We start from the raw sequence: 20,922 nt of genomic DNA on the forward strand, positions 1-20,922 counted from the left end.
TCGTCGCCACCGGCGACGGGCCCCGCCGACCTCACACGAGCGAGTCGCGCCAGGCCGCGTGGAGCTGGGCGAAGCGGCCCGTGCCCGCGATGAGGTCGTCGGGGGTGCCGTCCTCGACGATCTTGCCGTGTTCCATGACGAGCACCCGGTCGGCGATCGCGACCGTCGACAGCCGGTGCGCGATGATCACCGCGGTGCGATCGGCGAGCAGGGTCTGCAGCGCCTCTTGCACCATCCGCTCGGACGGGATGTCGAGCGACGCCGTCGCCTCGTCCAGGATCAGCACGCTCGGGTCGGCGATGAACGCTCGGGCGAACGAGAGCAGCTGACGTTGCCCGGCCGACACCCGGCCGCCGCGTTTGTTCACGTCGGTGTCGTACCCGTCGGGCAGGGCCTCGATGAACTCGTGTGCTCCCACCGCCTTCGCCGCCCGCACGATCTCGTCGCGCGTCGCGTCGGGCTTGCCCAGCGCGATGTTGTCGGCCACCGAACCCGAGAAGAGGTAGGCCTCTTGCGTGACCATGACGATGGCGCGACGGAGGTCTTTCGGGTGCAGGTCGCGCAGGTCGACGCCGTCGAGCGTGACGGCGCCACGCGTCGGGTCGTAGAAGCGCGAGATGAGCTTGGCGAGGGTCGACTTGCCGGCCCCGGTCGAGCCGACGAGGGCGATGGTCTGCCCCGCCGGCACGTGCAGGTCGAACCCGGGCAGCACGACCGTGTCGGCGTTGTAGGCGAACTCGACGTCGTCGAAGTGCACCTGCCCCTTGGCGTCCCACAGGTCGACCGGACGCGTCGGGTCGGGCACGCTGGGCTGCTCTTCCAGCACGCCCGAGATCTTCTCGAGCGCGGCCGACGCCGACTGGTAGCCGTTGTAGAACATGGCCATCTCTTCGGCCGGGTCGAAGAACCGCTTGGCGTACAGCGCGACCGCGAGCAGCGCGCCGACCTCGAGCGAGCCGTCGATCACGCGGAACCCACCCCAGAGCACGACCACGGCGAGGGTCGCGTTGCCGATCAGCACGAGACCGGGGTCGAACGTGCCGAACAGGGTGAAGACTTTCGCGTTCGCCTGGCGGTACTCCTCGACGTGGCCGGCGTACTCGTCCTCGTTGCGCTTCTCCTTGCGGAACGCCTGGACGGCGCGCATGCCGGTCATGGTCTCGACGAAGTGCACGATCACCCGCGCGCTCGCGACGCGCGTGGCCCGGAAAAGCTTCTGCGACCGCACCTGGAACCAGCGCGTCAGCGCGAACAGGGGCACCAACGCGACCGCGAGCACGAGTCCGCTCTGGGCGTCGAGGCTCACCAACGCGATGGCCGTGAAGACCATGTAGAGCAGGCCGGAGACGAGCTGGTTGATGCCTGAGTCGAGCAGCTCGCGGATCGAGTCGAGATCGCTGGTCTGCCGCGAGATGATGCGACCCGACGTGTAGGTCTCGTGGAACTCGAGGCTGAGCCGCTGCGTGTGCAGGAACAGCCGCTTGCGCAGGTCGATCAGGATGGCCTGGCTGATCCGGGCCGAGAGCACCGTGTACTGCGCCATGAGCACGGCACCGATGACGCCCGTGACCAGGTAGACCACGACGACCATGATCGCGGGCACCCAGTCCTGCTGGTCCATCAGGGCGGGCAGGGCCCGGTCGATGCCGATCGCGATGAGCGCCGGCCCCGCGACCTGCGAGGCCGTGCTGATGACGACGACGACGCCCATGAGCGCCAGCCGCCAGCGGAGCGGATGCACGAGCGAGCCGAGCAGCCGCAACAAGCGCCGGCGGAGGCGCTTGCTCTCGGCCGCGGTGAAGTCCTGGCGCTCTTCGCACCGGACGCCCTCGGTCGTCGAGCCCTGCTCGGCACGCTTCTCGGCCGGGGTGCGGCCGTCGAGGGCCTCGTGCTCGACGGGTGCGGCGGGGTCGGACGCCGACGTGTCGCCGGCGGTCGTGGGGCGGTCGGGACGGTCGTCCTCGAGGGTCGCGTCGATCATGCCAGCACCTCTTCTCGGGTGGTCGTGTCGTCGTCGAGCGACGAGATGACGTAGCGGTAGTGCTCGTTGGCCGCGAGCAGGTCGGAGTGCCGCCCCACCGCGGTGACGCGCCCGTTCTCGAGCAGCGCGACCCGGTCGGCCAGGGTCACCGTCGACGGCCGGTGGGCCACGATCAGCGACGTCGTCGAGGCGAGCACCCGACGCAGGCCGGCCTCGACGCGTGCCTCGGTGTCGACGTCGAGCGCCGACAGCGGGTCGTCGAGCACCAGGACGGCGGGCCGGGCCGCGATGGCGCGGGCGAGGGCGAGACGCTGACGCTGACCCCCGGACAGGCTCAGCCCCTCTTCGCCGACGCGCGTGTCGACGCCGTCGGGCAGACGCTCGACGAAGTCGGCCTGGGCGATGTCGAGGGCCTCGCGCATCACGCGGTCGGCCTCGACCGGGTCGTCGACGAGGTCGGGTCGGCCGAGCATGACGTTGTCGCGCACCGACGCACTGAAGAGCGTGGCGTCCTCGAAGGCCATGCCGATGTGCCGACGCAGCTCTTCTCTCGTCAGGTCGCGCACGTCGACCCCGTCGATCAGCACGCGACCGCCGGTGACGTCGTAGAGACGCGACACGAGCGAGAGCAACGTCGTCTTGCCCGAACCGGTGAGCCCCACCAGCGCCATGGTCTCGCCCGGCTCGAGCACGAGGTCGACCCCGTTGACGAGGTCGTCGTACTGCGCCGGGGAGTCCTGGTAGCGGAAGTGCACGGAGTCGAACTCGAGCCGGCCGTGCGGCTCGGCGATCGTCGCCGGCCGGGCGGGGTCGGTCACGTCGTTCTCGGTGTCCATGACTTCGAAGTAGCGGTCGACGGCGGTGCGGGTGTCGAAGGTCATCGACAGCAGGAACCCGATCGACTCGACCGGCCAGCGCAGCACGGTGGCCGTCGCGAAGAAGGCGAACAGCTGACCGACCGTCAGCTGGCCGTCGGCGGCCAGCCCGATGCCGCCGAGAAGGCACAGGGCGAACGCCACGTCGGGCACGAGCAGCAGCCAGAGCCACAGCTTCGAGATGGCCTTGGCCTTTTCGATCTCGGTGCCGCGCAGGTCTTCGGCCTGCTTGACGAACTCGCGCAGCGAGTGCTTGCCCCGACCGAACGCCTTGAGCACGCGGATGCCGTGCACGCTCTCTTCCACGCTGGTGGCGAGGTCGCCGACCTGGTCCTGGCTGCGACGGGCGACGATCGAGTACCGCTTCTCGAAGGCGAAGCTGACGACGAACACCGGCAGCGAAGCCACGACGAAGATCAGCCCGAGCACCCAGCTGTACCAGAACAGCACGACGAACCCGACGACGATCGTGACGAGGTTGACGACCAGCAGCAGCAGCCCGAAGGCGATCCACCGCCTGATCAGGCTGAGGTCGCTGACCGACCGGCTGAGCAGCTGCCCGCTCTGCCAGCGGTCGTGGAACGCCACCGGCAGGTCTTGCAGCTTCGCGTAGAGCGCGTTGCGCATGGTCGCCTCGACGCGGGTGCTCGGCGTGAGCACCATGCGACGACGCGTGCCGATCATCAGGGCCTCGACGATGCCGAGGCCGAGGACGACGCCGAACGCGGGCCACACCTGCGCCCGGTCGCCGCTCGACAGGGGGCCGTCGACCAGCAGTTGCAGCACGAGGGGGATGAGCAGTGCGACGACGGCGGCGGTCAACGACGCGACGAGGCCGAGGACCAACCGCGGGTAGGCGGGCCGCGCGTAGGGGTGGAGGCGCGCGAGGGCTCGGACCGTCGAGGGACGGCCCGCACCATCGGGCGGACGGGTGGACGGGGACTTCTGAGACATGGGTGATCCAAGTGTCGTGATCTGGCACGGGTGCGGCGCCGAGCCGTGACCCGTTGTGGAGAGGAGATGTCGTCGCGGTCGCTAGGGACGACGCGCGGCCCCGCCCGGGGACGATCGCCGGGAGGGGGTGTGCGAGGGGTGCCGGTGGGCGGCGGGCCGTCTCGTCTAGCTGATCGGCGCCGGGCTCGGAGACGCCGAGGAGGCGCGACCCACGCGAGCACCGTCGGTGGCCGTGCCCACCGTGGTCAGTGTCGTCGTCGTCATCATGTCCTCCTGAGTGTCGTCGTCCGTCCGCGCGGTCGAGGTCGACCGGCTGCAAGCAGCCTTACAGGATATGTGAGCCGTCGGCTCCGCCGCAAGACGGAATCGTTCGGATTCGTGGCAGGCCCGCACCGCGCCTCCCGCGACCCGGCGGCGCCCCTCGGGGTCGCGGGGCGTGCCGCAGGCGCCGCGCGTGGCTCAGTGGAAGAAGTGGCGCTCGCCCGTGAAGTACATGGTGACGCCGGCCGCCTGGGCCGCGGCCACGACCTCGTCGTCGCGGATCGAGCCGCCGGGCTGGACGACGGCGGTCACCCCGGCGTCGAGCAGCACCTGCAGCCCGTCGGCGAAGGGGAAGAACGCGTCGGACGCGGCGACCGACCCGGCGGCACGGGTCCCGGCGCGATCGACGGCGAGGTGGCACGAGTCGACCCGGTTGACCTGGCCCATGCCCACGCCCACCGACGCGCCGTCCGAGGCGAGCAGGATCGCGTTCGACTTGACGGCCCGCGACGCCTTCCAGGCGAACTCCAGGTCGGCCCGCGTGGCGGCGTCGGCCTCGTCGCCCGCGACGAGCGTCCACCCGGCGGACGTGAAGCCGTCGAACCCGTCGGCGTCCTGCACCAGCAGGCCGCCCGAGATCTGCTTGACCTCGCGGGCCTCGCGCGCGAAGCCGGCGGGCAGCGTGAGCAACCGGACGTTCTTCTTCCGGCTGAGCACCTCGACCGCCTCGGGCTCGAACGCCGGGGCGATGACGACCTCGGTGAAGATGTCGGCGACCGTCTCGGCCATGGCGCGGGTCACGGTGCGGTTGGCCGCGATGACGCCGCCGAAGGCCGAGACGGGGTCGCAGGCGTGCGCACGCTGGTGCGCGTCGGCGATGGCGTCGACGGCGTCGGGCGAGGCGACGGCGATGCCGCACGGGTTGGCGTGCTTGATGATCGCCACGGCGGGCTCGTCGAAGTCGAAGGCGGCGCGAAGGGCGGCGTCGGCGTCCACGTAGTTGTTGTACGACATCTCCTTGCCGTGCAGCTGCGTCGCCTGCGCGATGCCGTGCGCCCCGGGCGTCGCGTAGATCGCGGCGGCCTGGTGGGCGTTCTCGCCGTAGCGGAGGGTGTGCTGCAGCTCACCCGAGACCTCGACCCGGGGCTCGAAGCCGGCCCGCGCCTCCTCGGGGTCGACGACGGACGAGGAGGCGCCGGTCGCCGCGGCGGACGCGTCACCCTCGGTGCCCGCGCCCACGTGTGCGGCGAAGTACTCCGCCACCGCCGTGTCGTACGCGGCCGTGTGGGCGAAGGCCTCGCCGGCGAGACGCTGACGCTGGGCCAGGGTCGTGCCACCGAGCGTGAGGGCCTCGACGACCTGCGGGTAGCTCGTCGGCGACACCACGATCGCCACGTTGGCGTGGTTCTTCGCGGCGGCACGCACCATCGCGGGCCCGCCGATGTCGACGTTCTCGATGACGGTCGCGGCGTCGGCGCCCGACGCCACCGTCTCGACGAACGGGTACAGGTTGACCACGACGAGCTCGAACGCGGCGATGTCGAGCTCGGCCAGCTGGGCCTCGTGCGACTCGAGCCGCAGGTCGGCGAGGATGCCCGCGTGCACCGCGGGGTGCAGCGTCTTCACCCGGCCGTCGAGCGACTCGGGGAACCCGGTGACGCTGCTCACCTCGGTGACGGCGTGGCCGGCGTCGCGGATGGTCTGGGCCGTCGAACCGGTCGACACGATCTCGACGCCGGAGGCCGAGAGAGCCGCGGCGAGGTCGAGCAGGCCGGTCTTGTCGCTGACGCTGAGGAGCGCACGGCGCACGGGGACGGCGTCACGGTCGCGGTAGAGGCTGGGGTCGATGACGTGGCCGCTCATGCGGTGGGCTCCTGTTCGAGGGTGGTCGTTCCGTTGGCGATGTCGAGCACGGTCTGCACGAGCAGTTCGCGCTCGACGACCTTGATGCGGTCGTGCAGCGACGACTCGTCGTCGCCGGGCAGCACGGGGATGCGGCGCTGCGCAAGGATCGGGCCGCTGTCGACGCCCTCGTCGACGACGATGACGCTGGCACCCGTCTGCTCGACGCCGGCGGCGAGCGCGTCGCGCACGCCGTGGGCCCCGGGGAACTCGGGCAGGTAGGCGGGGTGGGTGTTGATGAGGTTCGGGGCGAGTGCCGCGACGACCCGCGGAGGCACGAGCCGCATGAAGCCGCTGAGCACCACGAGGTCGGGCTGCCACTGCTCGATCTGGGCCAGCAGCTCGTCGCCCCAGGCGGCACGGTCGGCGAAGTTCGAGAACGAGACCGAGAACGTCGGGACCCCGAAGTGCTCGGCGTGCTCGAATCCGTCGGCCTCGCGGTCGGCCCCGACGGCGACGACCCGAGCGGGGTACTCGGCGTCGCTCGCGGCCTCGAGCAGCGCCCGGAGGTTCGAGCCGCCACCGGAGATGAGCACCACGAGCTTCAGCACCCGGCAAGCCTAGCGGCCCCGGCGGGCACGCCGTCGGGCGGCCGATCCGCCCGCGGGCCGCTCAGCGCGTGAGGCCCTCGATGCGCTCGGTGTCGTCGCCGTCGGACCTCGTGGCCGACGCCGGATCGGCTCGCTCGTCGGACCCGGGCGCGGCGTCACGTCGGGCCTCGCGGGCCGCCGCCTCGTCGGACGACGTCCCCGCCCCGACGCCCGGGCCGCCCACGAACCTCGGGGGCGAGACGACCATCGCGAGCACGGCCGCGACGGCGAACTCGAGCGCCGCGAAGCCACCCACCAGCAGCGGGTCGGGGCCGACGTCGGTCAGCCGGCCGGGCCCGGCCGACCCCGAGGCGGCCCAGGCGAGCAGCCCGAGCAGGACTCCCCCGACGAGACCACCGACGACCGCGGTCACGATGCGGCGCAGCACGTCGTCGACGCCGTGACCGGAGAGCACGCGCTGCAGCCGCGGCCTCAGCACGGTGGCGCAGACGTAGGCCGCGACGACCGGCACGAGCAGACCGACGAAGCCGAAGGTGAGGTCGGCGGTCGGCAGCGCCCCCAGCAGCGGGATCGCGGGCATCGGTCCGACCGCGGTGCCGAGCGGAGAGATCGACGAACCCGTGCCGATGGCGAAGCCGGGCCCGACCAACCACGACGCCGCCCAGACGACGACGTCGGGGATCAGGGCGAGCTGGCCGACGGTCAGCGCCAGCCCGCCCAGGAACCCTCCGTGCGCCCCTTCGTAGAGGGTGATCACCTCGGCGTAGCTCGTCACGACGAGCACCGTGACGACCAGGGCCGAGGCGGCGAGCACGGCGGCGGCCGACGTCGCGCCGAGACGCAGCGCGGTGGCGGTGATGCCGGTCACCTGGCCGGGCAGTCGTGTCAGCACGCCGACGATCGCACCCGTCACGGGGTCTGCGGCCTCGCCGCGACGGCGCCGGGTCACCTCGGCCATGACCACGACGGGCACCGCGTAGACGAGCGTGGGCAGCAGCGTCCCCTGCCACAGCGACGGGCGGGCGAGCTCGTGCTGGGCCGAGGCCGTGAGCGCGAGCGAGAGCACGGCGACGGTGCCGATGGTCACGAGCACGCCCGTCACGCGGTGCGCCGTCTCGGCCGCGGCACGACCCGCGCGGATGCCCATCAGGACGGTGAGCACGGCGAAGCCCATGGCCGCCAGCGAGACGACGATGGGGGCGTCGGCTCCGGTGACGCCCGTCGCGGCCGCGGCCTCGGCGCTGAGCTGCAGGGTGAGGTCCGCGCCGTGGCCGACGAGCCACGAGTCGACGGCGGCCCGCCAGAACACGATCCAGTCGATCTGCAGCCCGTACTGGAACGCCCAGAGCGAGGTCAGCACGACGAGGGGGATGCCGACGCCGACGCCCACGACGAGCAGGGCTTCGAGCGCGGCGAAGAGGGCGGTGACTGGGCGGTTCATCGCGAGCGACTGTACCGGTGCCGACCGGGGCCGGCCCGCTGCCCCGCCGCCCGCGACGACGACGCCCTCGACGTCACTCCGGACGACGCCCGGACGACGCCCGGTCGCCGGGGGGACGACGACGGGCGTGTCCGTCATGGCCGGCCGTCCGAAGACGACCCGTCACGACGGACACGCCCGTCGAGGAGGCGCGGGTCATCCCTCAGAGGGAGGCGTAGACCTCGCGCAGCAGCGCCGCGGTCTCGCTCGGCGTCTTGCCGACCTTGACGCCGGCGGCCTCGAGCGCCTCTTTCTTGGCCTGGGCCGTGCCGGCCGAGCCGGACACGATCGCGCCCGCGTGGCCCATCGTCTTGCCCTCGGGGGCGGTGAAGCCCGCGACGTAGCCGACGACCGGCTTGGTGACGTGCGCCTTGATGTAGTCGGCGGCCCGCTCTTCGGCGTCTCCGCCGATCTCGCCGATCATGACGATCGCCTTGGTGTCGGGGTCGGCCTCGAACGCCTCGAGGGCGTCGATGTGGGTCGTGCCGATGACCGGGTCGCCGCCGATGCCGATGGCGGTCGAGAAGCCGAGGTCACGCAGCTCGAACATCATCTGGTAGGTCAGGGTGCCCGACTTCGACACGAGTCCGATCGGGCCGGAGCCCGAGATCGAGGCGGGCGTGATGCCGACCAGCGATTCGCCCGGCGTGATGATGCCCGGGCAGTTCGGCCCGATGATGCGCGTCGTGCCGCCCTTGGCCTTGGCGAGCGCCCAGAACTCGGCGCTGTCTTGCACGGGGATGCCCTCGGTGATGACGACGACGAGCGGCACCTCGGCCTCGATGGCCTCGACGACGGCGTCCTTCGCGAACGCCGGCGGCACGAAGACGATCGAGACGTCGGCGCCGGTCTCGGCGACGGCCTCGGTGACCGTGCCGAAGACGGGCAGTTCGACGTCGCCGTGGGTGACGGTCGTGCCGGCCTTGCGGGCGTTGACGCCGCCCACGACCTGCGTGCCGGCCTTGAGCATCAGGGCGGTGTGCTTCGTGCCCTCGCCGCCGGTGATGCCCTGGACGATGACCTTGCTGTCCTTGTTGAGGAAGATCGACATTGTTCTGTGCAGTCCTTACTTCGAAGCCAGCTCGGCGGCCTTGTCGGCAGCCTCGTCCATGGTCGCGACGACGGTGACGAGCGGGTGCGCCGCCTCCGCCAGGATGCGTCGACCCTCGTCGACGTTGTTGCCGTCGAGGCGCACGACGAGCGGCTTGGTGGCCGCGTCGCCGAGGATGCCCAGGGCGGCGACGATGCCGTTGGCGACCGCGTCGCAGGCGGTGATGCCACCGAAGACGTTGACGAACACGCTCTTGACCTGGGCGTCGCCCAGGATGACGTCGAGCCCGGCCGCCATGACCTCGGCGCTCGCTCCGCCGCCGATGTCGAGGAAGTTGGCGGGCTTGACCCCGCCGTGCGCCTCGCCGGCGTAGGCGACGACGTCGAGCGTCGACATGACGAGCCCGGCGCCGTTGCCGATGATGCCGACCTCGCCGTCGAGCTTCACGTAGTTGAGCCCGGCTGCCTTCGCCTTGGCCTCGAGCGGGTCGGCCGCGTCGGCGTCCTCGAGCTCGGCGTGGCCGGGGTGACGGAACTCGGCGTTCTCGTCGATCGACACCTTGCCGTCGAGGGCGACGATGTCGCCCTGCTCGGTGAGGACGAGCGGGTTGACCTCGACGAGCGTGGCGTCCTCGCCCTCGTACACCGCGTAGAGCTTGACCAGCACGGGGGCGACCTTCTCGATCAGCTCGTCGGGGAACCCGCCGGCCTTCGCGATCTCGGTGGCCTTGGCCAGGTCGATGCCCGAGCGGGGGTCGACCTCGACGCGCGCGAGGGCGTCGGGCTTCTCGACGGCGAGCTGCTCGATCTCCATGCCGCCCTCGACGCTGCAGAGCGAGAGGTACGAGCGGTTGGCGCGGTCGAGCAGCACCGAGAAGTAGAACTCCTGCGCGATCTGGGCGCCGCCCGCGATCATCACGCGCTTCACGACGTGGCCCTTGATGTCGAGCCCGAGGATGTCCTTCGCCGCCGCCTCGGCGTCGTCGGGGGTCTTCGCCACCTTGACGCCGCCGGCCTTGCCGCGGCCGCCGACCTTGACCTGGGCCTTGACGACGGTGACGCCACCCAGCTTCTCGGACGCTGCCCGCGCCTCCTCGGGGGTGTCGGCCACGATGCCCGGCAGCACGGGCACGCCGTACTGTTCGAACAGGTCTCTGGCCTGGTACTCGAAAAGATCCACGCTGTTCTTCCAATCCGCATCTCTGCGTCGTCTCACCATGATCCGTCTCGACATCGAGCCATCTCGACATGAAGACAATGGGCCAGCGGTCAGCCTAGCGGGCGACCCGAGGGGTACGCCGAGCGTCGCGTCTGCTGTGAGCATCGGCGGCGATCGCGGGCCTGGGGAGTAGACGAGAGGCATCCCGACAGAACGAGAAACGGAGACACGCATGTCGAAAGAGAAGAACGTCGCCACCCAGCAGCGCATCGGCGAGATCCTGACCGCCCGCGAGATCGACCGACTGGGCGAGGGCTTCCACGCCGACGTCGTCGACCACGACCCGGCCCCCGACGCACCCGCCGGCCTCGCCGGCATCCAGGCCTTCTGGACCGAGTTCTTCGAGGCCTTCCCCGACGCCGACCTCGGGGTCGAGACGCTCGTCGCCGACGACGAGAACGTCACCGCCGTCTTCACGATCTCGGGAACGCACACCGGCACGTTCCAGGGCGCCGAACCCACGGGCAAGTCGTTCACGGTGCGCGGCATCCAGGTCGGACGCTTCGACGAGGACGGCCTGCTGGTCGAGCGCTGGGGCGCCACCGACGAGGCCGGCCTGAAGCAGCAACTCGGCCTGGCCTGATACGACCCCCCACCACCCCGCACCGCCTTCGAGAGGACGCACCATGAGCGACACGAACACCCCCGCAGCATCGGGCGACCAGCCCTACGACCAGGCCGACGAGTTCGCCGAGTCCGAGCAGATCGCGACGAACGACGCGGTCGCCGGCGAGACGGTCTTCCCCGGCGTCGGCGAGGGCAACGACGGCCCGACCGGCGGCGCACCCCGCGAGGGCTCGCCCGAGTACGCCTCGAACGACCTCGAGGGTGACGAGATCGACCTCGACGAGACCGAGTGACCTCGGTCCTCCCCGTCTGACGACGCCCCTGCCGCACCTCGCGGCGGGGGCGTCGTCGCGTGACGGCTCCTCCCCCGGGCCTGCGTCGTCGACAACCGTGCACAGGAGGCGCGGTGCCGGCCTCGGCAGCCGGGGCCCCTGCCCGATCGTCGGTGCATGACATCACGACACAGCGCCCTCGGGCCCCCCAGACGACGCCTCGCGCTCGCCCTCGTCCTCTTGTTCTCCGTCGCCGCCGGTCTCCTCGGCCAGGCCCCGGCTGTCGCCGTCACCGGCACCGGTCGCGGCGTCGGGCACCTGTGGCGGGTCGATGGCGTCTCGTGGCTCGGTACCTACCGGCTCGACGACGGCACCCAGGCCTTCTGCCTCGAGGCCGGCAAGACCTCGCCGGTCGGCAACCACTACGACACGACCACCGGCGGTGACGTCATCGGCGTCTCGACCGACGACCACGCCCGCCTCGCCTACATCGCCCGCACCTGGGGCGGAACGACCGACGCCGACACGGCCGCCGCGGGTCAGCTCGCCGTCTGGACGATCACCGGGCTGAACGGCCACACGCAGCGCTACTACGCGGGCCGCGCGAACGAGCGCTGGCCGATCGTGCTCGAGCGGGCGAATCAGATGCTCGCCGAGGCGTCGTCCGCCGCGTCGAAGTCGGTCGTGGCCTCGATCACCGTCGAGCTCGCAGCCGACGGGACGGGGCTCATCCGCCCCGACCTCACGGTCGACCGGGTGACGGGCGGCCCGTCCGTGCTCGAACCGTCGCACGAGGGCACCGTCACGCTCGACGGGGCCGTCTTCGCGGACGGGTCGACGACGGCCGCCGTGCGCAACGGCGAGCCGGTGCCCGTGACGGCTACCGGTGACCGTGCCCGCCTGACCGTGACCGCGACGGTCCGGTTCGACGACCTGCCCTACGGGAGGGTCACGACGGTGGGCAACAGCCCTGCCGGGTCGCAGATGATCTTGTTCTCGGGTGGCGTGGCCGCGTCGGCATCGGAATCGGTCAGCGTCGAGCAGTTGTCACCACTGCCCTTCGCACCGCGGGTCGTGACCGAGACCAGCGACACGGTCGCCGAGGTCGGCACGATCGTGACGGATCAGGTGACCCTCGACGTCCGGCCCGGAGAGGGGCTCCTCTCCGAATGGGGTCGGTACGACGACTCGGGCACGTGGCGGGCCGTGCCGGTCACCGTCCGCAGCCGCCTGCTCGGGCCCTTCCTCGCTCCCCTCGTCGAGACCGACGACTGGCCGGCGGACGCCCCGGTCGTCTGCGAGGTCGCGCTCGAGGTGCTCGACGGGCCCGGCACGTACTCGACGCCGGGTTGCGAACTGCCGTCCGGCGGGTACTTCACCTGGGTCGAGACCATCGACCCGGCCGACACCCCGGTCGAGACCGGCCGCGACCGGGTCGGTTCGTGGCGCTCGCCCTTCGGCGCCGCGACCGAGACCACGTTCGTCCCGTGGGCCCCGTCCCTCTCGACGACGGTGTCGCAGGCCGACGGCGACCCCGGCACCTGTGTCAGCGATGCCCTGACGGTCGTCGACCTCCACCCCGACGTCCCCGGCGGGGTCGAGGTGGAGTCGGTGCTCGTCGGGCCGTTCGACGAGGCCCCCGACGAGGGACGTGATCTCGGGCCGGTCGACCGCATCGACCCGAGCCTGGTCGTGGCACGCGAAGCTGTCACCGTCGGCGAGGACGGCACCTACGACACCCCGTGCACCACGCTCGACCGCCCTGGCACGTACGTCTTCGTCTTCTCGTCCGCAGGATCACCGGTGGCGGAGGACGGCAGCCAGGTCGTGCCTGCCTTCTCCGACACGACGGTGCACCGGAGCGAGATGACGACCATCCGACAGCCGGCCGCGACCGAGGCACCCGTCCCACCGGCACGCCTCGCCTTCACCGGGTCCGACGGAGCCGGGCAGGCGTTGCTCGTGGCCCTCGGCATCCTCGGGACCGGGGTCGTCCTGGTGGCGGCGGCGGGCGCGCTCCACATCAGGAGGCGCCGGCGCCCGGGCCTCGCGATCGACGCCGAGTCCATCGCACGGCCGGGCGACCGTCCCTCGGCCCTCGGGGTGGGCGACGCGCGATGAGCGCCCGGGTGCAGGTGTCGCGACACGGGCGGGGGTCAGCCGACCGGATCGAACGGCACCTGCACCCTCACGGCCTGCCCGGTCCCGTCGTCCACGAAGGCGACTCCCGGCACGGGCCGATCGGTGAGATCGGCCTTCGTCAGACGGACGCCGACCTGCTCGCCCTCGTTCGGAAGCTGAGGGCCGAGCACGGCACCGCAACGGTTGTTCCGCACGTCCACGTGCCAGCCGGACCACCCCGTCAGCACCTCGCCGGTCGTACCCGCCACGACGAGAGCGCGACCGGTCTCGGGGCACGAACGCAGGAAGTCAGCGAGCCACTCGGCGGCGGGGCAGTCCTTGAGGCGTTCACCGTCATCGACGACGAGCACGCGGGGACCATGCGGTGCCGAGAAGAGCGGCGCGAGCGTCGAGGCCTCGACGGTCTGGCTGGTGATCGTCGCCACGACGCCCGGGGCCCCTTCGAGGGCACGGAGCGGCGAGCGGCGTGGTGCGACCACGACGACCTCGACGCCCTGTGCGGTGATCGACCGGACCATGGCGACCAGGACGCTGCTGCGCCCGCTCCTCGGCGGACCGGTGACGACGAAGCTGCCCGGCCCCTCGATGAGGTCCGGGCCCATCGGCACGAGGTCGTCGCCACCGACGCCGACGAGGGCGAACAGTCCGGTCGGGTCGCGCTCGTCGCGACGGGACCAGGCCTCGTCGAACGTGATCGGGCCGGCCAACTGGTCGACGCGGAAGGGCCGGCGACCCGGGGGCACGTGGCGGTCACGATGCGACGACGCGACCCCGCGCCGGCGCAGGGACTCGGCCTGGGCCTGGCCCGTGGGGTCGGCGTCGATCAGGGCGACCTGCGTCTCGATCGCGCTCTCGGCGGTGAATCCCCTGCCCGGCGGCACGACGTCGGGCAGGGCTCGGGGGGTCAACCCGGCGAGGGCGTAGTCCGCGCGGTCCGTCAACCGCAGCAGCAGTTTGTCGTCGACGAGGGCGGCGAGTCGGCCCGCGACGAGCTGGCGGTCGCCCGTGACGATCACGTGCACCCCCGCCGCGGCGCCCTCACGCAGCAGCAGCCCCACCTGGTCGACGAGCTTGCCGTGTTCGATCTCGGCGAAGCTGCCGGTGAAACCCTCCCACCGGTCCACCATGACGACGAGGTGCGGCAGCCGGTCGGCCTCGGGCGCCGCCCGGCGTTGTTCGACGACGCCGGCGTGGCCACCCGTGGCGAGCACCTGCTGGCGACGGTGGGTCTCGTCGACGAGCTTCGTCAGGAGGCGGCGCACACGGTCGAGCTGGGTGCGCTGGACGACGGCTCCGACGTGGGGCATGGTCTCGAGCGGCAAGAGGGCCCCGCTTCCGCAGTCGATGCCGAAGAGATGGACGTCGGCGCAGCTCGTCCGGTCGGCGATCGCTGCCGCGACGGTTCGTAGCACCTGCGAGCGTCCGGTGCGCGGGGCACCCACGACGAAGAGGTGGCCGAGGGCTTGAAGATCGAGGACGGCCGCGGCCTGGCGCTGTTCCGCCGGGAAGTCCTGCCGACCGAACGGCAGGACGGGCAGGTCTCCGTCGGGGGGCCCCTCTCCGTCGACGCCGGGCCCGGGTGCGTCGAGGTCGTCGAGCACGATGCGTTCGGGCAGCGCGTCGAGCCACGGACGATGCGGGCGGGCGATGCCGAGGCGGTCGCTCGCCGCGGCGAGAGCGGCGACGAGCTCGACCAGGTCGGTGCGACCGACCGACTCGGTCGAGGTGCGCACGGGCGGCTCGGGGGCGGCCCGGCCGAGGTCCGCCCAACCGAGCGGACTCGACCACACCTCCGGCACGACGTCGGCGACCAGTCCCGGCCGGCGACCCCCGACGCGCCCCGCCTGGAACGGAACGAGGGCGCGCGCGCCCAGACGGACGAACGCGCGCCCCGGCGTCGACTTCGCGATGCCGGCGGCGTCGCCCGCGTCGATGACATCCGTGCTCTCGCCTGCGTCGGTGACCCTCAGGGCGATGCGCAGGTTGGTGTTGGCCCGGATGTCCCCGGTGACGACGCCGGTCGGCCGCTGGGTCGCGAGAACGAGGTGGATGCCGAGCGATCGTCCCCGCTGGGCGATGTTCACCAGGCCCGTCACGAAGTCCGGCAGCTCGCGGACCATGCTCGCGAACTCGTCGATGACGATCAGGAGGCGCGGCAGCGGCGGCCGTTCACGCGGCCCGCTTGCGCCCTCGACGTAGTCCTCGAGGTCCTTGGCCCCGGCGTCTGCCAGCAGGTGCTCCCGGCGACGCAGTTCGGCCCCGAGCGAGTGCAGGGCACGCTCGACCAGGTGCGTGTCGAGGTCGGTGACCATCCCGACGGTGTGCGGCAGGGGCCCGAAGTCCCGGAAAGCGGCCCCTCCCTTGTAGTCGACGAGGACGAAGGTCATCGACTCGGGCGTGTTGGCGGCGGCGAGCGACGCGACCATGCTCTGCAGCAACTCGGACTTGCCCGAGCCGGTCGTGCCCGCGACCAGACCGTGCGGGCCGTCGCGGCGCAGGTCGAACGAGAACGGACCGTCGAGGCTTTCGCCGATCACCACCTCGGTCGTGGGGGCCGTTCGGGACCACCGTTCGAGGACGGCCTCGGGCGTCGGCGGGTCGAGCTGCAGGACGTCGAGCAGGCGCGAACGGGCCGGGAGCCCCGCGGCACCGTCACCGTCGTCGACGTCGACCACCGGGGCGACGGCCCGTCCGACGGCCTCGAACCATCCGTCGGGCAACAGGTCGGCCTTGACCTCTCGCACGTCGGCGGTCCGGTGCACGTCGAGCGAGTGCCTCGTGGTGCCACAGGTGACGACGGCGACGCACTCCTCGGGAAGCGAGCGACGTTCGGTGTCGAGGCACACCGCGTGCACGCCGACGGACGGTCCGTCCCGGAGGACGCGGACGAGCCCCGGCAGGGTGCGCAGTCGTCTCGCCCCGTCGAGCACGAGCACGACGTCGGTCGCCGCGCGGAGCGCGCCCGTCGACTCGCGGGCCGCGCGCTGACGGGCGTCGATCTCGGCGCCCAGCTCGGCGACCCGACGGGCGACGGTCTCGGCGTCGTTGCCCAGCCACACGGCGGCGGGTCGTCCTTCCTCGGGCCGAGCGTGGGGCACATGGGCGAGCCAGGACCAGTGGTCGACCGCGGCCTGTTCGGTCAGGACGACGAAGCGCACGTCACGGGGACTCTGGGCGACGGCGAGCTGGGCGAGCATCCACGCGACCAGCGGTCGGGCGTGCTCCGGCCTGCCGGCGACGCCGACGACGCCGTGGTCGCCCAGGTCGACGGTCACGGGCACGTCGACGGCGGGGCGGGCCACCGTCCGACGGTGCTCGAGCTCGGCGGGGTCCTCGATGGTGACGCCCGAGGGCAGGTCTGCGGTGCCGATCCTCACGCGCAGGTGGTCGGGGTCGTCCCGGCGGCGCTCCCACAGCCGGGATCGACGCCGGACGGCGATGTCGAGCACGGTCGCCGCGTCGGGGCTGAGGTGTCGCAACTCGCGCTGCAGCTGTCGGACGGCGCTCTCGGCGTCCGCCGCCACCGCCTCCTTGGTGGCCTGGTGGTCGGCCAGGCGCCGCCGGTGCGACACCTTGCCGTTCCGCTTGTCGTAGAGGTGGTTGCCGATCATGACGACGGGCGACATGAGCCCGAATGCGAGGAAGGCGACGTTGCCGAACACGCTGACCATCACGACCGCCATCACCACGGGTGCGAGCGCGGCCACGATCGGCAGGGGCCGCTTCGTGCCCTGCTGGGGCTCGGCGGGGTACCGGAACGTCGTGGTCGGGGGCTCCGGCAGGAGGCGCGGAGGACGCGCGTGGTCGAGGGTGCCTCCCCCGTCGCTCACGGTGATGGCCGCGGACGGGTGTCCGGCGGGGGCGACGGCGAGGAGGGTGTCGCCGATGGTGATGACGCTGTGCTCGTCGATCGCGGCCGTGCCGAGGACGGGGATGCGGTCGACGAGGACGAGCGGCCCGCGGGCGTCGACGTCGGACTCGGGGAAGGCATCCGCCGTGGGGGTCAGCGAGAACCGCCCGGCACCGTCCAGTTCGATCGTCGCGACGATCGGGGGCACGCGGTCGTCGTCCAGTCGGACGCCGGCGTCCGGTCCGGTGCCCACGTGCACGATGCCCACGTCGACGACGTGGATCGTGCCGGCGCCGCGTCCTCCGATGACGCGGATCGTCGGCGAGTCGTCGGGGAGCCGACGATGCGGTGCGGGGCCGCCGAGTCCGAGCACGGCACCGTCGAGCAGGACGCCCGACCGGAGCCGGGCGTCCGTATCCACGGGGAAGCCGTCGACCGAGAGGTGGGACGGAGCCGCATCGTGGGCGTCGGTCGGCAGCCCGAGGGCCGCGGCGAGGTGTGCGGCGACCTCGGCGACGGTGGCGTCGGGATCGACGACGACGGATCGGTCGGCCCGGCGGCCCGTGGGGACGTGCAGGACGGTGAGCGCCAGTCTCACGCGGCAGGCACCACGCTGATGCCGTCGACGAAGAGGTCGACTTCGGCGATCATGACCGGCACCGCTTCGGGGCCGCCGACCTGACAGCTGACGCGGACGTCGTACGGCTCGGCGCGGAAGGCGTAGACGAGGGTGGCGTGGAGGCCGTCCTCGCCCTCGAGGGCCGCGTACCGCACACCCCGCAGGCCCCGACCGAGGTCGTCCGTCTCGACGTCCTCGACCACGGGAGGTTCGATCGGGGCGAGGTCGCTCTCGAGGACCATCGTTCGCAGGGCGGCGTCGCGGTCCCCTCGGGCCGAGCCGTACTGCACCCGCAGCAGGCTCGGCGGCGTCGCGATGTCGGGCAGGTAGAGGTACCGGCGCTCGTCGGCCGGCGACCAGCGGGCCAGCGCCGAGAGCACTTCTGTGAGCCAGGACCGGGAGGCGCGGGTCGCGCCCTCGGACCGCTCGGCGACCGCACGGACGGTGGCCCTGATCCACGAGCGTGGCGCTCGGTGCCCGTCGTGTGGCCACGTGGTCGGCAGGGACACCCAGGTGTCGGGGTCGTGTCCGATGAGGAGGTCGTGGTCGCGAACACTGTCGTGGTCGTGGTCGTGGTCGGTCATGGTTCGGTGTCGCTTTCTGTGGCGGTCGAGAGGGTTCAGGCGAGGGGCCGGTCGGTGACGAGGCGACTCTCGGCGTCGCGCCAGCGGAAGGTGCTGACCATCGCGTCGAAGACGTCGGCGAGGGCGTCGGCGATGCGGCGCTGCGCGTCGGAGGTGATGTCGCTCCGCGCGGCCTCGGCTGTGGTGGTCGATCCGACGGTGAGGACGAGGGTGACCAACCGGTCGTCTCGGCCTGCGACTCGAGCCAGCACGGTGCGGCGCCGGAGCGGGGTCAGGCTGGCCACTTCGTCAGCCCCGTCACCTCTGCCGGCCGTCGCGGTGTCACCGTCGAGGGCCGAGGTGTCGCCCGCGGGGTCGTCCCAGACGACGGCGGGATCACCGGCGAGGACGAACGGTTCGGCCCCGTGGGTGGCGACCCTCCGGAGCAACAGCCGATCGAGATTGGCATGTCTGGACCGGGTGACGGGCACCGTGGCGACGACCACGGAGCAGACGATGTCGGTGCCCGGCAGCGGCCCCGCGCTGAGGTACGAGTCGAGCACCCGACCGTGGACGTCGGCGGCGAGTGCTCGTTCGAACGCCGATCCGAACCGCAGCCGCCAGTCCTCGGGGGCCGACATCTTCTCGGCGGCCGACGGCTCAGCGAGCTGGGGGGCGACGACTGCGGCCGCCTCGCGAGCGTCGAGCCCACCCGGCACCCGGACGAACCCGGGAGGCACGACGATCGAATACGACGCCGCCACCGTCCCAGCCGTCCGCCTCACGTACCCCGCGGCGCTCACGATTTGTCCTCTGAACGACCTCTGGCCCCGGCTGGCTCTTCCCGTCTCCAGCGTTGGCCGGCCGTGCTCTCCGTAATTCGCGCTTGGTCAAGCGCCAGTCGTTTTCGAAGACGCCGACCCCGGATGATCCCGACGGCCGCCCAGATGCCACAGAGGATCTGGATGGCGCCCGCGACTGCGGAGTCCCGCGGCCAGGCATCGAGGCCGCGAAAGGGGAGGGCGATGATCACGCTCCACGCCCCTCCGAGAAACGCAGCATAGGCAATCAGAGGCGAATCAAGAGGGAAGCGATCATTGCCACCTCCTCTTCGAGAGAGCCAGATCACGGCAGCCACGAGACAACTACAAGCAATCCAAAACGGTACCGAGGACCCCACAAACGGCGGCCAATTCTCCGCCGTCGAGAAGAGTGGACCACCCTCAGGGTTCAATCGACGCGCATCGCCCCGTCCGCCACCTCGGAACTGGAGAACTAGGCGGGTCGTTTGAGCGGCGCACACGGGTATCAGGCCTGACGAAAGGACGAGCGCGTTGAAGATGACGCCCTCAAGTTTCGACTGACGGCGCCTCCGTCTATGACGATCGATAGGTGTCACAACGAGCCTTTCGAAGTGCTGAGCCTCCGCCAGACCGTGGCTGGAAGATCGACACCGAGCCAGGCAGCGGCACCCTCGGCAACGCTGCGGCCCTGGTCAACCGCCTGGATGACCCGAGCTGAGTTGAGCTTGGCTAGCGTCCTTGCGATCTGGGCAGGATCGTCGGCGAATGCCCCCGGCCGAGTTGAGCGGAGAAAGTGAAGCACCTGGGCAACCCCCTCGTCACCGAAGCTCTTCAGCAGGAATCGATCGCCGAGGCCGGGCTGGGCACGGCTCCAACTCGTCGACACCCGCAAGGTGGCGAGCCTTCTTGTGTTCCCGCTTCTCACCAGTCCAGCGACGCGATTCGCGCTCACCACCTTGATGGAGGACCTCGCCGATGCAACTAGCGTCCCCCCGATGCCAAGAGTCGCGACCGAGACAAGTGCCATGGCGAGATCAAGAGCGGTTCCGGTGCCTGCGGCGAAGCGCCCCACAGCCAGCCCCAAAGACACTGCCATCACCGCCAAGATGACGAGGTTGAGGCCCGGGATGAAGAGCGAGGCAAAGGCCAGGAGGCCACCGACGATTGTGAGCGCGTCCACAACGGTGCTGATCCACGAGTCGTTCTCCTCCATCCAGGTCTGGAAGGCGGCGAAGCCGGCGTCCCAGGCGGCGCCGAGGTCGTCCCAGACGGTGTCGTCGAGGCCGTCGTCCGTGGCGTCGTCGATCCTGGCGATGGCAGTGTTCGCCGCGGTCTCGACGGACGCGTGTGCGTCGGCCAGTCGCCTGGCATAGATGGCGACGCGGCCCCGGGCGTCGTCGGCCTTGGCCCGCTGGGCTGCGGCCTGGTCGAGGTGCTCCTGCTTGGTCACCTCGTCGGTCGCCACCAGTGCCAGCTGGTCGTACCGCTCGACGAGCCTCTCGGCTGCGGCAAGGTCGTCGACGGCGTCTCGGTGGTTCGCCAGGGCCGGCGCGGCGGCCTCCTGTGCGAGCGAGAGCTCGGACGCGTACGTCTTCAACGCCGAACCCGTCTCGCCGTAACGCCCCTCGGCCTTGCCCAGGCTCGCCGACACCTGCTGGGCCTTGGCCAGGAACGCGTCGAGGGCGTCGCTCGACGACGACCCCGCTTCGAGCGACCTCAGCTTCATGGCCGCCCCACGGATCGACGCCGCCACCGACTCGTAATGGTCAGCCATCGCGTTCACCAGCCCCGGGTCCCCCGAGACCCCCACGAGCGAGTTGGCCGTCACCCCGG

14 protein-coding genes are annotated in these 20,922 nt (G+C 71.6%); 3 read left to right on the forward strand and 11 right to left on the reverse strand.

Translation table 11 applies throughout. The annotated features are described in order from the left end of the window. Positions 1 to 31: 31 nt before the first annotated feature. The 7 genes from AC3CCI_RS04990 to sucC all read right to left on the reverse strand — a co-directional run bounded on the left by AC3CCI_RS04990 (position 32) and on the right by sucC (position 10,234). Positions 32 to 1,981 (reverse strand): ABC transporter ATP-binding protein, encoded by a 1,950-nt coding sequence (locus AC3CCI_RS04990; RefSeq protein WP_488628301.1) that lies wholly within the window; start codon positions 1,979 to 1,981, stop codon positions 32 to 34. Next, positions 1,978 to 3,810 (reverse strand): ABC transporter ATP-binding protein, encoded by a 1,833-nt coding sequence (locus AC3CCI_RS04995; RefSeq protein WP_488628302.1) that lies wholly within the window; start codon positions 3,808 to 3,810, stop codon positions 1,978 to 1,980. Before AC3CCI_RS04995 ends, AC3CCI_RS04990 begins: the two co-directional genes overlap by 4 nt. Positions 3,811 to 4,269: 459 nt before the next feature. Next, positions 4,270 to 5,934: a bifunctional phosphoribosylaminoimidazolecarboxamide formyltransferase/IMP cyclohydrolase gene (purH, locus tag AC3CCI_RS05000; RefSeq protein ID WP_488628303.1), complete on the reverse strand. Its 1,665-nt coding sequence runs from the start codon at positions 5,932 to 5,934 to the stop codon at positions 4,270 to 4,272. After that, positions 5,931 to 6,524 (reverse strand): phosphoribosylglycinamide formyltransferase, encoded by a 594-nt coding sequence (purN, locus tag AC3CCI_RS05005; protein WP_354595313.1) that lies wholly within the window; start codon positions 6,522 to 6,524, stop codon positions 5,931 to 5,933. Before purN ends, purH begins: the two co-directional genes overlap by 4 nt. 61 nt (positions 6,525 to 6,585) lie before the next feature. After that, positions 6,586 to 7,965, reverse strand: coding sequence for a cell division protein PerM (locus AC3CCI_RS05010; RefSeq protein ID WP_488628304.1), 1,380 nt, complete (start codon positions 7,963 to 7,965; stop codon positions 6,586 to 6,588). Between the two features lie 202 nt (positions 7,966 to 8,167). Continuing rightward, positions 8,168 to 9,055, reverse strand: a complete 888-nt coding sequence (gene sucD, locus AC3CCI_RS05015) for a succinate--CoA ligase subunit alpha (RefSeq protein ID WP_043594275.1) — start codon at positions 9,053 to 9,055, stop codon at positions 8,168 to 8,170. 15 nt (positions 9,056 to 9,070) lie between these two features. Further along, positions 9,071 to 10,234, reverse strand: a complete 1,164-nt coding sequence (sucC, locus tag AC3CCI_RS05020) for an ADP-forming succinate--CoA ligase subunit beta (RefSeq protein WP_194595024.1) — start codon at positions 10,232 to 10,234, stop codon at positions 9,071 to 9,073. Positions 10,235 to 10,445: 211 nt separating this feature from the next. Between sucC and AC3CCI_RS05025 the strand changes: the two genes are divergently transcribed. From AC3CCI_RS05025 to AC3CCI_RS05035, 3 genes are all read left to right on the forward strand, one after another. After that, positions 10,446 to 10,856, forward strand: coding sequence for an ester cyclase (locus AC3CCI_RS05025; protein ID WP_354595311.1), 411 nt, complete (start codon positions 10,446 to 10,448; stop codon positions 10,854 to 10,856). A gap of 43 nt (positions 10,857 to 10,899) precedes the next feature. After that, a complete protein-coding gene (locus AC3CCI_RS05030) occupies positions 10,900 to 11,133 on the forward strand; it encodes a hypothetical protein (RefSeq protein WP_123519640.1) in 234 nt (77 codons plus the stop codon). A gap of 156 nt (positions 11,134 to 11,289) precedes the next feature. Beyond that, positions 11,290 to 13,233, forward strand: coding sequence for a thioester domain-containing protein (locus tag AC3CCI_RS05035; protein WP_488628305.1), 1,944 nt, complete (start codon positions 11,290 to 11,292; stop codon positions 13,231 to 13,233). A 35-nt stretch (positions 13,234 to 13,268) separates the two neighbouring features. On the opposite strand, the gene AC3CCI_RS05040 is transcribed toward AC3CCI_RS05035, so the two are convergent. The 4 genes from AC3CCI_RS05040 to AC3CCI_RS05055 all read right to left on the reverse strand — a co-directional run bounded on the left by AC3CCI_RS05040 (position 13,269) and on the right by AC3CCI_RS05055 (position 20,917). Then, a complete protein-coding gene (locus tag AC3CCI_RS05040; protein ID WP_488628306.1) occupies positions 13,269 to 17,702 on the reverse strand; it encodes a type VII secretion EssC family protein in 4,434 nt (1,477 codons plus the stop codon). Beyond that, the gene (locus AC3CCI_RS05045; RefSeq protein ID WP_488628307.1) at positions 17,699 to 18,307 is read right to left on the reverse strand and encodes a hypothetical protein; all 609 of its coding nucleotides are present in this window, start codon (positions 18,305 to 18,307) and stop codon (positions 17,699 to 17,701) included. The genes AC3CCI_RS05040 and AC3CCI_RS05045 overlap by 4 nt, the downstream gene beginning before the upstream one ends. A 35-nt stretch (positions 18,308 to 18,342) precedes the next feature. After that, complete coding sequence (locus AC3CCI_RS05050) at positions 18,343 to 19,089, reverse strand: hypothetical protein (RefSeq protein ID WP_488628308.1); 747 nt, start codon at positions 19,087 to 19,089, stop codon at positions 18,343 to 18,345. A gap of 592 nt (positions 19,090 to 19,681) precedes the next feature. Then, positions 19,682 to 20,917 (reverse strand): putative T7SS-secreted protein, encoded by a 1,236-nt coding sequence (locus AC3CCI_RS05055; RefSeq protein WP_488628309.1) that lies wholly within the window; start codon positions 20,915 to 20,917, stop codon positions 19,682 to 19,684. Positions 20,918 to 20,922: the final 5 nt, after the last annotated feature.

This window comes from Frigoribacterium sp. CF331 (assembly GCF_057787905.1).

Bases quoted from the DNA above. Each gene is read 5' to 3' on its own strand.
- AC3CCI_RS04990 (WP_488628301.1), bottom strand. From the start codon at position 1,981: ATGATCGACGCGACCCTCGAGGACGACCGTCCCGACCGCCCCACGACC.
- AC3CCI_RS04995 (WP_488628302.1), bottom strand. From the start codon at position 3,810: ATGTCTCAGAAGTCCCCGTCCACCCGTCCGCCCGATGGTGCGGGCCGT.
- purH (WP_488628303.1), bottom strand. From the start codon at position 5,934: ATGAGCGGCCACGTCATCGACCCCAGCCTCTACCGCGACCGTGACGCC.
- AC3CCI_RS05010 (WP_488628304.1), bottom strand. From the start codon at position 7,965: ATGAACCGCCCAGTCACCGCCCTCTTCGCCGCGCTCGAAGCCCTGCTC.
- sucD (WP_043594275.1), bottom strand. From the start codon at position 9,055: ATGTCGATCTTCCTCAACAAGGACAGCAAGGTCATCGTCCAGGGCATC.
- AC3CCI_RS05025 (WP_354595311.1), top strand. From the start codon at position 10,446: ATGTCGAAAGAGAAGAACGTCGCCACCCAGCAGCGCATCGGCGAGATC.
- AC3CCI_RS05030 (WP_123519640.1), top strand. From the start codon at position 10,900: ATGAGCGACACGAACACCCCCGCAGCATCGGGCGACCAGCCCTACGAC.
- AC3CCI_RS05035 (WP_488628305.1), top strand. From the start codon at position 11,290: ATGACATCACGACACAGCGCCCTCGGGCCCCCCAGACGACGCCTCGCG.
- AC3CCI_RS05045 (WP_488628307.1), bottom strand. From the start codon at position 18,307: ATGACCGACCACGACCACGACCACGACAGTGTTCGCGACCACGACCTC.